Raw genomic sequence first — 12712 nt, 5'->3', positions numbered from 1 at the left:
AAAGAATTAAATAGCTGATTGATCATACCCTTCAACTCCTACTGCCGAACGGCCTTTGACACGGCCTGTCTTCATCAATCCATCGTAATGACGCATCAATAAATGAGACTCGATCTGTTGAAGTGTATCTAAAACTACACCTACCAAAATCAATAGCGACGTACCTCCGTAGAAGTGTGCGAAGTTATTATTAACTCCTGCAGCACTTGCCATCGCTGGTAATATGGCTATGATAGCTATAAAAATTGCGCCTGGGAAAGTAATACGAGAAATCACATTATCTATGAATAAGTTCGTATCATATCCGGGTTTGATGCCTGGTACGAAACCACCATTCTTCTTCATGTCTTCAGACATCTGTTGTGGATTTACCATGATAGCTGTATAGAAGAATGTGAACGCAATAATTAAAATTGCAAAAGTCACATTATAAGCTACCGAAGTGAAATCTGTTAAAGAAGTCAAAAAGTCAGATTGAAGACTAGGGAAAAATTGTGCCAATGACATCGGCAAAAACATGATAGCTTGTGCGAAGATAATAGGCATTACACCTGCCGCGTTTACTTTCAATGGGATGTACTGACGCACACCACCCACTTGCTTGTTACCTACAATTTTCTTAGCATACTGAACGGGTATTTTGCGTACACCTTGTACGATCAATATAGTAAAGATCACGACAAAGAATAATGCAATAAACTCCACGATGAATGGAATAATACCACCACCGCTAGGACTCATACGAGATCCCCATTCAGCGACAATGCCGCCTGGTAATTGAGCGATGATACCAGCCATGATAATCAATGAGATACCATTACCAATACCTTTATCGGTGATTTTCTCACCCAACCACATCACAAACAAAGTACCTGCAGTCAAAACAATAGCAGTCAACACAGTGAACATTGGATCCGAAATAACTTTAGCTGTATCATCAATCTGAGTTTTTACATAAGCTATAGCTTGTACCAATGTGATAGCCACTGTCAGGTAGCGTGTAATCTGAGTCATTTTTTTACGACCAGACTCACCCTCTTTTTGCATCTTCTGAAAGGCAGGAACTGCAATCCCCAATAATTGTACAACGATAGAAGCCGAGATGTAAGGCATTACACCTAGGGCAAATATTGCAGCACGCGAGAATGAACCACCAGAGAACATATTAATCATTCCCAGAAGGCCTTCTTTTTCGCCTGCACTTGCTAACGCATCTGGATTGACACCTGGTAATACCACGTGACATCCAATACGATAAATGAGAAGAAATAGCAACGTATTCAAGATACGATTACGTAAATCTTCAATCTTCCATATATTGGTTAAGGTTGTGATTAGTTTTTTCATGTATTAAAGTTTTACGATAGAACCACCTGCAGCTTCGATTGCTTTTTGTGCAGACGCTGAGAATGCATGCGCTTTAACTTCAACTTTTGCATTAAACTCACCACGACCTAATACCTTAACTAGGTCATTTTTTGAAACTAAACCATGTGCTTTTAACGTATCGAAATCAATAACAGTTAAGTTATGTTTTTCAACCAATGCTTGCAATACGTCTAAGTTCACACCGTTGTATTCTACACGGTTTGCATTTTTGAAACCGAATTTAGGAACACGGCGTTGTAAAGGCATTTGACCACCTTCAAAACCGATTTTAGTCGAGTGACCTGAACGTGAGCCAGCACCTTTGTGACCACGTGTAGATGTACCACCACGACCAGAACCTTGACCACGACCAATACGTTTTCTGCTTTTTGTTGAACCAGCTGCTGGTTTTAAATTACTTAAGTTCATTTTAAACTAAGATTATGTTGCCCCTTCGCTTTCACTATACAGGAAACAACGATTAACAAATAAATTATTAATAAAAATAACTAATGGAAAGGATTATAAAACCCTTTCCATATAGTATATTTTGCTTTTTAGATAGCTTCTACCGCTACTAAGTGATTCACTTTACGAACCATTCCTATGATAGCAGCTGTAGCTTCTACTTCTACTGATTGATTGATTTTTTTCAAACCTAATGCCTCAATAGTTTTCTTTTGGCGCTCGCTTCTGTCGATAACGCTCTTTATCTGGGTAATTTTGATTTTTGCCATGATAATTAACCGTTAAATACTTTGTTTAAATCGACACCGCGGTGTTGAGCTACTGTGTATGCATCACGCATTTCTGCTAATGCAGTGATAGTTGCTTTCACTACGTTGTGTGGGTTTGATGATCCTAATGATTTAGCTAATACGTCTTTGATACCAGCAGACTCTAATACGGCACGCATGGCACCACCTGCTAATACTCCAGTACCACCTACAGCTGGCTTGATTAATACCGAACCACCTGAATATTTACCGTATTGCTCGTGAGGTACAGTTCCATTGATGATAGGAACTTTTACCAAATTTTTCTTAGCATCATCGATACCTTTAGTGATCGCTTCAGTTACCTCTTTAGCTTTACCTAAACCGTAACCTACGATACCGTTTTCATCACCGACAACTACGATAGCTGAGAAACTGAAAGTACGACCACCTTTAGTTACTTTCGCTACGCGTTGGATGCTTACTAAGCGATCTTTTAATTCAATTTCGCTTGATTTTACTCTTTTAATATTGCTTAATGCCATTATCTTTCTTGATTAAAAGTCTAAACCGCCTTCGCGAGCACCTTCTGCCAATGATTTAACACGGCCGTGGTATAAGTACCCATTACGGTCAAAAACTACTTTACTAATACCTGCTGCAACAGCTTTCTCAGCTACTAATTTACCTACAGCTTTAGATTGTTCTACTTTGCTACCTGACGCTACGAACTCTTTAGATAAGCTTGAAGCTGCAGCTAAAGTTTTGCCTGTAGAATCGTCGATTACTTGTGCGTAGATACCTTTGTTAGATCTAAAAACTGATAAACGTGGACGCTCAGTTGTGCCAGCAAGGTTTTTTCTAATTCCTTGTTTGATTCGCTCTCTGCGAGATGTTTTACTTCCTGCCATGGTTATTATTTTTTAGCTGATTTACCTGCTTTTCTTCTTAATACTTCACCCGCAAATTTAACACCTTTACCTTTGTAAGGCTCTGGTTTACGGAAGCTGCGGATTTTCGCTGCTACTTGCCCGATTAACTGTTTGTCAACAGACTCTAAAGTAATAGTAGGGTTTTTACCTTTATCAGCAGTTGTTGTTACTGTAATTTCCTTTGGCAATACAAAAACGATCTGGTGAGAGAAACCTAAAGTTAACTCTAATGTATTACCTGTGTTTGAAGCACGGTAACCTACACCGACTAACTCTTGAGTAGTTTTGTAACCTTCAGTCACACCAATCACCATGTTATTCAATAGTGAACGGTATAGACCGTGTAATGCTTTGTGTTTCTTTTGTTCAGTAGCGCGAGTTACTACGATGTTACCATCTTCTTCTTTAACTGTAATGTCGCTGTCTACTTGTTGTGAAAGTTCACCTTTAGGACCTTTTACTGTTACCAGATTCTTATCTGACACAGTTACCGTTACTCCCGCGGGAATAGCGATAGGTGCTTTTCCAATTCTTGACATTTCTTCGTGTTTTTTCCTAGATTAATAAATGTAACATAAAACCTCACCACCTACATTTTGTAAGCGAGCTTCTTTATCTGTCATTACACCTTTAGATGTTGACAAGATAGCAATACCCAAGCCATTCAAAACGCGAGGCATGTTGTCGACATTTGCATACTTTCTTAAACCAGGTTTACTCACACGTGTCAAAGTGCGAATAGCCGGTACTTTGCTAATTGGGTTATACTTTAACGCAATTTTGATAGAACCTTGAGGTCCTTCTTCTACGAATTTGTAATTAGCAATGTAACCTTTGTCAAAAAGAACTTTTGTGATTTCTTTTTTCAGGTTCGATGCAGGAATTTCAACAACCCTGTGGTTGGCCTTAATGGCATTCCTTACTCGTGTAAGGTAATCCGCTATTGGATCTGTATTCATTATGTAAAAAAATTGTGACAATGGTTTCCTGCGCTCATTTTGGACACTGGACCTTCTGTCTGTTAATAAAAAATTGCAATGCAAAAGCCCTGATAAGTCATTTTATAGACTTATCCGGGCAAAAGTAACTATTTTTTCCTGATTACCAAGAAGCTTTTGTAATCCCCGGGATCTTGCCATCAAGTGCCATCTCACGGAATGTTACACGAGAGATACCAAATTGACGCATATATCCTTTAGGACGACCTGTTAATTTACAACGATTGTGTAAACGAACTGGTGAAGCATTTTTAGGTAATTTATCTAACGCCGCGTAGTCTCCAGCTTCTTTCAGAGCTGCACGTTTAGCTGCAAATTTAGCAACTAATTTTTGACGTTTTACTTCGCGTGCTTTTAATCCTTCTTTAGCCATTGTTTTCCGTATTTTGATTTTTGAATGGTAAACCGAATTGTTTTAATAACTCCAATGCTTCGATATCATTTTGAGCTGATGTCACGAATGTGATATCCATACCCGCGATTTTATTGATCTTGTCAATGTTGATCTCTGGGAAAATGATTTGCTCTGTGATACCTAAGTTGTAGTTACCTCTTCCGTCAAAACCTTTGTCATTGATACCACGGAAGTCGCGGATACGAGGCAAAGATACTGCGATCAAACGGTCTAAGAATTCGTACATGTTGTTGTCACGTAATGTTACACGAGCACCAACTGGCATTCCTTTACGAAGTTTGAAGTTAGAGATATCCTTTTTTGATTTGGTAGCAACTGCTTGCTGACCAGTGATCAAAGTTAACTCAGCGATAGCGTTATCGATTAATTTTTTATCTGCTGTAGCAGCACCGACACCTTGCGATACGACAATTTTCTCAAGTTTCGGAACTTGCATAACGCTTTTATACTGGAATTTTTCTTTAAGCGTAGTACGGATTTCTTCCGCATATTTCGCTTTTAATCTTGGTACGTAAGTCATTATTTAATTTCCTCCCCTGATTTTTTAGCGTAACGAACAATTTTGCCATCTGCATTTAGTTTGCGACCTACACGTGTAGTTTCACCTGTTTTAGGATCGATCAAAGCTAAGTTTGAGATGTTGATAGCAGCTTCTTTCTCGATGATACCACCTTGAGGATTAGCTGCGCTAGGTTTAGTGTGTTTTTTTACGATGTTAGCGCCTTCTACGATAGCTCTGTTTGCATCCACTAAAATTTGCAATACTTTTCCTTGAACACCTTTAGAGTTACCAGCGATAACTTTCACTAAATCACCTTTTTTAATTTTGATTTTGTGAGTTGTTTTTGTTTTCTGTGCCATAATTATAAAACCTCCGGTGCTAGTGATACAATCTTCATGAACTGTTTCTCACGTAATTCACGAGCTACTGGGCCGAAAATACGTGTTCCGCGTGGTTCATCATTATTATTTAATAATACTGCAGCGTTGTCATCGAAACGAATATAAGAACCATCTTTACGACGGATTTCTTTTTTCGTACGTACTACTACTGCTTTAGAAACTGATCCTTTTTTTACGTTTCCTGAAGGCATAGCGCTCTTTACAGATACAACAATCTTATCACCGATTGATGCATAACGCTTGCGCGTGCCGCCTAACACACGGATTACTAAAACTTCTTTAGCACCGCTGTTGTCAGCTACATTTAGTCTTGATTCTTGTTGTACCATGTTATTTAGCTCTTTCTATTATTTCAACTAATCTCCAGTTCTTTGTTTTACTCAGCGGACGAGTTTCCATAATTAATACCGTATCGCCGATACCGCAGGTATTAGTTTCGTCATGAGCTTTGAATTTAGTAGTTTTCTTAACGAATTTACCGTAGATAGGGTGTTTCACTTTACGCTCTACTGCTACAACGATAGATTTGTCCATTTTGTTGCTAACTACTAAGCCGATTCTTGTTTTTCTTAAATTTCTTTCCATTTCGACTTAATTTTTATGCCTCAGAGGCTGTTTCAGATTTTGCTGCATTTTTACGCTTAGTGATCTCAGTAGAGATACGAGCGATATTTTTGCGAGCTGCTTTCAAAACGTTAGGGTTTTCTAAAGCAGAAACAGCATGTGCAAATTTTAATTTGTTTAACGCCGCTTTTTCTTCAGCTAATTTAGCTACTAAAGCGTCTGTTGTTAATTCTACGATTTCTGAATTTTTCATTGTTTTCAGTGTTAATGCTGGGTTATCAATTGTGTTTGTATGATGCCTCTCGAGTAACGGTCGAGAGGCTAAACTATTGACATTACCAACGTTCTTTATGCTTCAACGTAGTCTCTACGTATTACAAACTTAGTTTGTACTGGTAACTTTTGAGCTGCAAGGCGTAAAGCTTCTTTAGCAATTTCTAAAGGCACACCTTCTGCTTCGAATAACATACGGCCTGGTCTTACAACTGCTACCCAATACTCAGGAGCACCTTTACCTTTACCCATACGTACCTCTGCAGGCTTTTTAGTAACCGGTTTGTCAGGGAAGATACGGATCCATACTTGACCTTCACGTTTCATAAAACGTGTTACCGCGATACGAGCTGCCTCGATTTGACGGCTAGTGATCCATGCTTCTTCCAGTGATTTGATACCGAAAGAACCGAAAGCTAATTCTGCTCCACGAGAAGCATTACCTTTCATGCGGCCCTTTTGCATCTTTCTGAACTTCGTTCTTTTTGGCTGTAACATGTTCGTATTTTTTTAATCCCGCCCGATGACGGGACATTTTTAAATCTTGTTATTAATTAATCTTTTTTAGCACCACGGTTTTGTCCGCCACGGTTTTGTCCGCCACGGTTGTTGTCACGGCGACCACCACGGTTATTACCACCACGGTTGTCACGACGCTCACCGCCTTCGTTTCCGCCACGAGTTTTCGTGTTAGAAGTTTGACCGATGTTAGGAGATAAGTCACGTTTACCGTATACTTCACCTTTACAGATCCATACTTTAATACCAATTTTACCGTAGGTAGTAAGTGCTTCTGCTAAAGCGTAGTCGATATCAGCACGTAATGTGTGTAGAGGAGTTCTTCCTTCTTTGTACTGCTCTGTACGAGCCATCTCAGCACCACCTAAACGACCTGAACACATGATTTTGATACCTTCTGCGCCCATACGCATTGTAGAAGCGATAGACGTTTTCATTGCACGACGGAATGAAATACGTGCTTCTAATTGCTTAGCGACACCTTCAGCTACTAATTTAGCATCTAGTTCTGGACGTTTGATCTCGAAGATGTTGATTTGAACATCCTTTTTAGTCAGTTTTTTCAACTCTTCTTTGATCTTGTCAACTTCTTGACCACCTTTACCGATAACAATTCCTGGACGAGCCGTGTGGATTGTTACTGTGATGCGTTTTAAAGTTCTTTCAATAACAACTTTAGCTACGCCACCTTTAGCGATACGTACAGAAAGATATTTTCTAATTTTTTCGTCCTCAACTAATTTATCGGAATAGTTCTTTCCGCCGAACCAGTTAGAGTCCCATCCTTTGATGATTCCTAATCTGCTACCTATTGGATTTGCTTTTTGTCCCATTCTATAATAAATTAGTTGTTAACGTTATTTAAACTATCTACTACCAAAGTTACGTGGTTCGAACGTTTACGAATTCTGTATCCACGACCTTGTGGAGCTGGACGTAATCTTTTCAATTGACGACCGCCACCTACTGATACTTCTTTCACGAATAATGCGCTATCAGCTACTGATGCTCCTTCGTTGCTAGTTTCCCAGTTTTTGATTGCAGATAATAACAATTTCTCTACGCGAGCTGCTGCCTCTTTGCTTGAATGTTTTAGAATGTAAAGAGCGTTCTCTACTTTCTCGCCACGGATCAGATCCACTACTAAACGCATTTTGCGTGGAGAAGTAGGGCAATTCAATAATTTGGCAGTAGAAGCTCCTCCTGTTTGAGCTTTTGCCTGCTCTTTGCGTTGTCTGATTAGTACAGACTTCTTAACTTTTTTTGTTGCTTCCATTACCTATTATTTTTTCTTTTCTGCGTGGCCTTTGAATGTACGCGTAGGCGCAAATTCACCAAGCTTGTGACCGACCATATTTTCTGTTACATAAACTGGAATAAATTTATTCCCGTTGTGCACTGCGAAGGTATGGCCTACAAAATCAGGTGAAATCATTGATCTACGAGACCAAGTTTTGATTACTGATTTTTTGTTAGTTTCATTCTGAGAAAGAACTTTTCTTTCTAAGTTGTGATCGATGTAAGGACCTTTTTTAATTGAACGAGCCATTATTTTTTCCTTCTTTCAATGATGTAACGATTCGATGTTTTCTTTTTGTAGCGTGTTTTGAAACCTTTAGCTAACACACCTGTACGAGAACGTGGGTGACCTCCTGATGTACGGCCTTCACCACCACCCATAGGGTGATCAACTGGGTTCATCGCAACACCACGAACGCGAGGACGACGACCTAAGTGACGTTTACGACCAGCTTTACCTAACACTTGGTTAGCTTTCTCAGCATTTGATACTGAACCGATAGTCGCAACACATGTCAATAAGATCATACGAACTTCGCCTGATGGCAATTTGATAATAGCATACTTACCATCACGAGCAGACAATTGAGCATATGTACCAGCCGAACGAGCGATTGAACCACCTTGACCAGGGTTTAATTCGATGTTGTGGATGATAGAACCCAATGGGATGTTTGCTAATGGTAATGTATTACCTACTTCTGGAGCAACTTTTTCACCTGCAATTACAGTCATACCAACTTGTAAGCCTGTAGGTGCAATGATGTAACGTTTTTCACCATCCGCGTAGTGCAATAATGCAATACGAGCTGTACGATTTGGATCGTACTCGATAGTAGCTACTGTTGCTGGGATTTCTTTTTTATCGCGTTTGAAATCTATAATACGGTAAACTTTCTTGTGTCCGCCACCGATATAACGCATAGTCATTTTACCAGTCTTGTTACGACCACCTGATCTTTTGTTCGCTCCTACTACCAACGACTTTTCAGGGACGTTTGTAGTAACATCAGAATAGTCTGCGCCTACTCTGAAACGAGTACCAGGGGTAACCGGTCTGAATCTTTTAACTGCCATTTTTTATTTATATAACACTGTAAAAGTCAATAGTTTCTCCATCTTTAATTGTAATGACGGCTTTTTTATACTTAGGAGCTCTTCCAGAAACGAATCCTGCTTTAGTGTAACGGCTTTTTGCTTTACCAGCTACTACTGAAGTGTTTACTGCAACTACAGTTACGCCAAACATCTCTTCGATAGCAGATTTAATCTGAATTTTGTTTGCTCTATGATCTACTTTGAAAGCATAACGGTTTAATTTGTCCGTCAATAATGAAGCTTTCTCAGTTAAGATAGGTTTTTTAATAATCTCCATATTACTTAGCTAATGCTTCCTCCAAAGTTTTAACAGAATCTGTAGTTAACAATAATTTAGTAGCATTTAATACATCGTATGTATTTAAATCAGAAGCTACTACAACTTTTGCTTTTTTCAAGTTTCTGCTTGATAAATAAACATTGTTATTGTACGCTGGCAAAACCAATAAAGTTTTTTCGTCAGCTACATTTAACGCGTTAACTAAAGCTACATAGTTTTTAGTTTTGATTGCATCAAAGTTGATTTCATCCAAAACGATAACATTGTTTTCTTGTGCTTTGTACGATAACGCTGATTTACGTGCCAATTGTTTCAATTTTTTGTTCAATTTGAAAGAATAGTCACGAGGTTGAGGACCGAATACACGACCACCACCATTAAACAATGGAGATTTGATAGAACCCGCACGAGCACCACCAGTACCTTTTTGTTTGTGTAATTTACGAGTAGAACCCGCGATTTCATTACGTTGTTTAGACTTGTGAGTACCTTGACGTTGATTCGCTAGGTATTGTTTTACATCTAAATAGATCGCATGGTCGTTAGGTTGTACACCGAATACTGATTCAGGAAGCTGCACCTTGGCACCTGTTTCTTTACCTGATAAATTTAATACATTAACTTCCATCTCTTCTATTTGTCTAAGATTACGTAAGAACCTTTAGCTCCTGGGATAGAGCCACTAACAACGATTAGGTTTTGCTCCGCATAAACTTTCAATACTTGTAAGTTTTGAACTTTCACACGCTCACCACCTGTACGACCCGCCATGCGCATTCCTTTGAATACACGTGAAGGCCAAGAAGAAGCACCTAATGAACCTGGAGCACGTAGTCTATTGTGCTGACCGTGAGTCGCACCACCTACACCACCAAATCCGTGACGCTTCATTACACCTTGGAAACCTTTACCTTTTGAAGTACCCACTACATCTACGTACTCACCTTCTTCAAATAAAGTTACATCCACGATGTCACCTAGTTGTTTTTCATCTTCGAAAGTTTTGAATTCAACTAGTTTACGCTTAGGAGTCACTCCCGCTTTTGCGAAGTGTCCTTTAAGAGGAGCAGTTACGTTTTTCTCCTTGGCATCATCATAACCAAGTTGAATAGCCGTATAACCGTCCTTCTCTACCGTACGTATATGCGTTACCACGCACGGCCCAGCCTCGATTACTGTACATGGGATGTTCTTCCCATCAGCGTTGAACAGGCTGGTCATTCCTACTTTTTTACCAATAATTCCTGACATGTTATAAATTAAATTAATTAAAGTCCATCGAAGCAGTAGGGCTTCGCTCAAGACATACTTTCCCCAATAAGGGACTGCAAAAGTACAAAGATTTTTATAACTATCAAATAATTAAGACATTATTTTTTAAGATTTTCTAAAAAGATTATGAATTTTTGTACTATACTTATGATTTAGTTTTACTTCAAGGTTTTACATTCCCATCTATTAAACAATTGTGTGATACCAAAATCTTATTATATCTATACAGATTAAACAGACTTCAGCAATTAATGAGAAGATTTAAGTATCGAGATTGTAGGATATAATTTATAGAGATGCGACTCTAAACGTGATGTAGCAGACATTTAAAGAAGTAGAAAAACAACCTTTTAAATTATATAAAAAAAATAATTTTAATTTATTTTCTTGACCAGAAACTTAAATGAGATAATATAAATTATCTCCTTTAGCTATTATTATTAGATGAAAATTTATTGGCACACCAATGCCTTCTCGACAATAATTAATACTGCCCCGTATTAAGCATTACTAAAGTACAAGCTTCTACCGGCTCGATTCCCTCAGCCCTCAGTTTGGCAGCCAATTCTGCGTTCTCGGAGCCTGGATTGAAGATGACGCGCTTAGGTTTTGTATTCAAAATATAATCATAGTACGGTTCTTGATTCTTTGGTCCAACGTATAATGTAATGGTGTCAATGTCCGTGTGAATCTTCTCAGCAGGCTCAATAGCAACACCAGCCACCTCACCTACTTTACGCCCGACATTGACAATGGGATAACCTTTTCTTACTAATTTGTTGGCAACCAAATAGGAATATCGCGCTGAATTCGTGCTTGCACCTAATATCAATGTCTTTTTCATATACTTTTAAATTTATAATATTAATGTTCAACAAATCCTCCGTTGGAGTCATATGCATTTTGCCTTAAGATAGGCATTTCTAATATTTTATACAACTCGTCAAGTTGATTAATGCTGCCATTTACCATATTTGACAATAGAACAATAGTCACATCATTAGTGAGGTCTCGTACATATAAATTCTTAAAACCATGCCACCAACCGGTATGATAAACAATTTTTTCATTTCCAGAAGTAAACATTCTCCAGCCGTACCCGTAACTAAACACACCCCGCTTAGCGTCCGATCTTGGCATATAAGCAGAATCGAGTAATGCTTGGTTTAATAGGCGCCCTTCCTTCAAAGCCTTATCAAGCAAATACATATCTCTTACAGTACTGTAAATCCCTTTATCTCCTAATGGCCCATCGAGATAATCTTGAACCACCGATCTGCGCCAAACGCGATCATGACCTATAACATCAGTCGGAATTTTATCATACTTCACCCGAGAAAGGGCCGCTGTATTTTTCATTCCAGCAGGCTTGAAAACATACTCTTGCATATAGGAATCAAAATCTTGCCCGGAAACCTTTTCAATGATAGCTCCCAACATCATATAATTAGAGTTGTTATAGTGAAAGCGTCCGTCAGGCTTACCATAGCGCGCGGGCTTATGTTCTATTAATAGATTGATAGCGTCTAGGTTAGACATGCCTTTCTTACGGTCCGACCAAATTTTATCGACAAAGTATACATAGTTGGGCATCCCACTACGATGGGTTAGTAATTGTCTAACAGTTACTCCTTCATAAGGAAAACCTGGAAAAAAATCTGACACAAGTTGATCTATCTGTATTTTACCCTGATCAATTAATTGTAATACAGCTAAAGCGGTCATTGGTTTTGAGACAGATGCTAATTCGAACTTAGAGTCGATATGAAGGCTGTCTTTATGAAGATAATCAGCCCATCCAAAAGAGTTCTGATAAATTATTTTACCTTTTTTGGCGATGAGCACATTTCCATTGAAACCTGAACGTTTATGCAGTTTCTGCATAAATTCATCTACTCGCGGATCAACATTTTGCGGATCATATATCAACGCTATGCTGTCCAATTCGGACTGCTTCTGTAAAACTTCTTCTTTTTTCTTGGCTTCGGACTTACAAGAAATAATAAATGTGCTGAGGACAAAAAATGCTATTAACCTTACTAAACTATTCACGCTACTGATTCGATTTTTGAATT

General features: G+C 38.7%; 23 protein-coding genes. All 23 read right to left on the bottom strand.

Going from position 1 to position 12712, the window contains the following annotated elements; all coding sequences use genetic code 11:
* Positions 1–6: 6 nt before the first annotated feature.
* Positions 7–1347 (bottom strand): preprotein translocase subunit SecY, encoded by a 1341-nt coding sequence (gene secY / locus EDC17_RS10075; RefSeq protein WP_132777958.1) that lies wholly within the window; start codon positions 1345–1347, stop codon positions 7–9.
* Positions 1348–1350: 3 nt separating this feature from the next.
* Entirely contained in the window at positions 1351–1797 is a 447-nt protein-coding gene (gene rplO / locus EDC17_RS10070) for a 50S ribosomal protein L15 (RefSeq protein ID WP_132777957.1), read from the bottom strand.
* Between the two features lie 128 nt (positions 1798–1925).
* Complete coding sequence (rpmD, locus tag EDC17_RS10065; protein ID WP_132777956.1) at positions 1926–2105, bottom strand: 50S ribosomal protein L30; 180 nt, start codon at positions 2103–2105, stop codon at positions 1926–1928.
* Positions 2106–2110: 5 nt separating this feature from the next.
* Positions 2111–2629 (bottom strand): 30S ribosomal protein S5, encoded by a 519-nt coding sequence (rpsE, locus tag EDC17_RS10060; protein WP_132777955.1) that lies wholly within the window; start codon positions 2627–2629, stop codon positions 2111–2113.
* A gap of 12 nt (positions 2630–2641) precedes the next feature.
* Positions 2642–2995, bottom strand: a complete 354-nt coding sequence (gene rplR / locus EDC17_RS10055) for a 50S ribosomal protein L18 (protein WP_132777954.1) — start codon at positions 2993–2995, stop codon at positions 2642–2644.
* A gap of 5 nt (positions 2996–3000) precedes the next feature.
* Positions 3001–3555, bottom strand: a complete 555-nt coding sequence (rplF, locus tag EDC17_RS10050) for a 50S ribosomal protein L6 (RefSeq protein WP_132777953.1) — start codon at positions 3553–3555, stop codon at positions 3001–3003.
* A 21-nt stretch (positions 3556–3576) separates the two neighbouring features.
* On the bottom strand, positions 3577–3975 hold the full coding sequence (gene rpsH, locus EDC17_RS10045; protein WP_132777952.1) for a 30S ribosomal protein S8: 399 nt from the start codon (positions 3973–3975) through the stop codon (positions 3577–3579).
* A 142-nt stretch (positions 3976–4117) separates the two neighbouring features.
* Positions 4118–4387 (bottom strand): 30S ribosomal protein S14, encoded by a 270-nt coding sequence (gene rpsN, locus EDC17_RS10040; RefSeq protein ID WP_132777951.1) that lies wholly within the window; start codon positions 4385–4387, stop codon positions 4118–4120.
* The gene (gene rplE / locus EDC17_RS10035; protein WP_132777950.1) at positions 4380–4949 is read right to left on the bottom strand and encodes a 50S ribosomal protein L5; all 570 of its coding nucleotides are present in this window, start codon (positions 4947–4949) and stop codon (positions 4380–4382) included. Before rplE ends, rpsN begins: the two co-directional genes overlap by 8 nt.
* Positions 4949–5290, bottom strand: a complete 342-nt coding sequence (gene rplX, locus EDC17_RS10030; RefSeq protein ID WP_132777949.1) for a 50S ribosomal protein L24 — start codon at positions 5288–5290, stop codon at positions 4949–4951. Before rplX ends, rplE begins: the two co-directional genes overlap by 1 nt.
* Before the next feature lie 2 nt (positions 5291–5292).
* Positions 5293–5661, bottom strand: coding sequence for a 50S ribosomal protein L14 (gene rplN / locus EDC17_RS10025; protein ID WP_132777948.1), 369 nt, complete (start codon positions 5659–5661; stop codon positions 5293–5295).
* 1 nt (position 5662) lies between these two features.
* A complete protein-coding gene (rpsQ, locus tag EDC17_RS10020) occupies positions 5663–5917 on the bottom strand; it encodes a 30S ribosomal protein S17 (RefSeq protein ID WP_028071573.1) in 255 nt (84 codons plus the stop codon).
* Positions 5918–5930: 13 nt separating this feature from the next.
* Positions 5931–6149, bottom strand: coding sequence for a 50S ribosomal protein L29 (gene rpmC, locus EDC17_RS10015; RefSeq protein ID WP_132777947.1), 219 nt, complete (start codon positions 6147–6149; stop codon positions 5931–5933).
* Positions 6150–6244: 95 nt separating this feature from the next.
* A complete protein-coding gene (rplP, locus tag EDC17_RS10010) occupies positions 6245–6667 on the bottom strand; it encodes a 50S ribosomal protein L16 (protein WP_132777946.1) in 423 nt (140 codons plus the stop codon).
* A 56-nt stretch (positions 6668–6723) separates the two neighbouring features.
* Positions 6724–7521, bottom strand: coding sequence for a 30S ribosomal protein S3 (gene rpsC, locus EDC17_RS10005; RefSeq protein ID WP_132777945.1), 798 nt, complete (start codon positions 7519–7521; stop codon positions 6724–6726).
* Between the two features lie 11 nt (positions 7522–7532).
* Positions 7533–7964, bottom strand: coding sequence for a 50S ribosomal protein L22 (gene rplV / locus EDC17_RS10000; protein WP_132777944.1), 432 nt, complete (start codon positions 7962–7964; stop codon positions 7533–7535).
* 6 nt (positions 7965–7970) lie between these two features.
* Complete coding sequence (rpsS, locus tag EDC17_RS09995; protein WP_132777943.1) at positions 7971–8237, bottom strand: 30S ribosomal protein S19; 267 nt, start codon at positions 8235–8237, stop codon at positions 7971–7973.
* On the bottom strand, positions 8237–9064 hold the full coding sequence (rplB, locus tag EDC17_RS09990; protein ID WP_132777942.1) for a 50S ribosomal protein L2: 828 nt from the start codon (positions 9062–9064) through the stop codon (positions 8237–8239). Before rplB ends, rpsS begins: the two co-directional genes overlap by 1 nt.
* Positions 9065–9071: 7 nt before the next feature.
* Complete coding sequence (rplW, locus tag EDC17_RS09985; protein ID WP_132777941.1) at positions 9072–9362, bottom strand: 50S ribosomal protein L23; 291 nt, start codon at positions 9360–9362, stop codon at positions 9072–9074.
* A 1-nt stretch (position 9363) separates the two neighbouring features.
* A complete protein-coding gene (gene rplD, locus EDC17_RS09980) occupies positions 9364–9993 on the bottom strand; it encodes a 50S ribosomal protein L4 (protein WP_132777940.1) in 630 nt (209 codons plus the stop codon).
* Between the two features lie 5 nt (positions 9994–9998).
* Entirely contained in the window at positions 9999–10616 is a 618-nt protein-coding gene (gene rplC, locus EDC17_RS09975) for a 50S ribosomal protein L3 (RefSeq protein WP_132777939.1), read from the bottom strand.
* 505 nt (positions 10617–11121) lie between these two features.
* Positions 11122–11481 (bottom strand): CoA-binding protein, encoded by a 360-nt coding sequence (locus tag EDC17_RS09970; protein WP_132777938.1) that lies wholly within the window; start codon positions 11479–11481, stop codon positions 11122–11124.
* Positions 11482–11501: 20 nt separating this feature from the next.
* Positions 11502–12689 carry a serine hydrolase domain-containing protein gene (locus tag EDC17_RS09965; RefSeq protein WP_132777937.1) on the bottom strand — a complete coding sequence of 396 codons (1188 nt, stop codon included), beginning with the start codon at positions 12687–12689 and terminating at the stop codon, positions 11502–11504.
* Between the last annotated feature and the right edge of the window lie 23 nt (positions 12690–12712).

It is taken from the genome of Sphingobacterium alimentarium (assembly GCF_004342685.1).
GTDB classification, from domain to species: Bacteria; Bacteroidota; Bacteroidia; order Sphingobacteriales; family Sphingobacteriaceae; genus Sphingobacterium; species Sphingobacterium alimentarium.
The sequence above is the reverse complement of the archived record's forward strand: the minus strand, read 5'-3'. Positions and strand labels throughout refer to the sequence as shown.

Coding starts and splice junctions, on each gene's coding strand:
- secY (WP_132777958.1), bottom strand. CDS start 1,347: ATGAAAAAACTAATCACAACCTTAACCAATATATGGAAGATTGAAGAT.
- rplO (WP_132777957.1), bottom strand. CDS start 1,797: ATGAACTTAAGTAATTTAAAACCAGCAGCTGGTTCAACAAAAAGCAGA.
- rpmD (WP_132777956.1), bottom strand. CDS start 2,105: ATGGCAAAAATCAAAATTACCCAGATAAAGAGCGTTATCGACAGAAGC.
- rpsE (WP_132777955.1), bottom strand. CDS start 2,629: ATGGCATTAAGCAATATTAAAAGAGTAAAATCAAGCGAAATTGAATTA.
- rplR (WP_132777954.1), bottom strand. CDS start 2,995: ATGGCAGGAAGTAAAACATCTCGCAGAGAGCGAATCAAACAAGGAATT.
- rplF (WP_132777953.1), bottom strand. CDS start 3,555: ATGTCAAGAATTGGAAAAGCACCTATCGCTATTCCCGCGGGAGTAACG.
- rpsH (WP_132777952.1), bottom strand. CDS start 3,975: ATGAATACAGATCCAATAGCGGATTACCTTACACGAGTAAGGAATGCC.
- rpsN (WP_132777951.1), bottom strand. CDS start 4,387: ATGGCTAAAGAAGGATTAAAAGCACGCGAAGTAAAACGTCAAAAATTA.
- rplE (WP_132777950.1), bottom strand. CDS start 4,949: ATGACTTACGTACCAAGATTAAAAGCGAAATATGCGGAAGAAATCCGT.
- rplX (WP_132777949.1), bottom strand. CDS start 5,290: ATGGCACAGAAAACAAAAACAACTCACAAAATCAAAATTAAAAAAGGT.
- rplN (WP_132777948.1), bottom strand. CDS start 5,661: ATGGTACAACAAGAATCAAGACTAAATGTAGCTGACAACAGCGGTGCT.
- rpsQ (WP_028071573.1), bottom strand. CDS start 5,917: ATGGAAAGAAATTTAAGAAAAACAAGAATCGGCTTAGTAGTTAGCAAC.
- rpmC (WP_132777947.1), bottom strand. CDS start 6,149: ATGAAAAATTCAGAAATCGTAGAATTAACAACAGACGCTTTAGTAGCT.
- rplP (WP_132777946.1), bottom strand. CDS start 6,667: ATGTTACAGCCAAAAAGAACGAAGTTCAGAAAGATGCAAAAGGGCCGC.
- rpsC (WP_132777945.1), bottom strand. CDS start 7,521: ATGGGACAAAAAGCAAATCCAATAGGTAGCAGATTAGGAATCATCAAA.
- rplV (WP_132777944.1), bottom strand. CDS start 7,964: ATGGAAGCAACAAAAAAAGTTAAGAAGTCTGTACTAATCAGACAACGC.
- rpsS (WP_132777943.1), bottom strand. CDS start 8,237: ATGGCTCGTTCAATTAAAAAAGGTCCTTACATCGATCACAACTTAGAA.
- rplB (WP_132777942.1), bottom strand. CDS start 9,064: ATGGCAGTTAAAAGATTCAGACCGGTTACCCCTGGTACTCGTTTCAGA.
- rplW (WP_132777941.1), bottom strand. CDS start 9,362: ATGGAGATTATTAAAAAACCTATCTTAACTGAGAAAGCTTCATTATTG.
- rplD (WP_132777940.1), bottom strand. CDS start 9,993: ATGGAAGTTAATGTATTAAATTTATCAGGTAAAGAAACAGGTGCCAAG.
- rplC (WP_132777939.1), bottom strand. CDS start 10,616: ATGTCAGGAATTATTGGTAAAAAAGTAGGAATGACCAGCCTGTTCAAC.
- EDC17_RS09970 (WP_132777938.1), bottom strand. CDS start 11,481: ATGAAAAAGACATTGATATTAGGTGCAAGCACGAATTCAGCGCGATAT.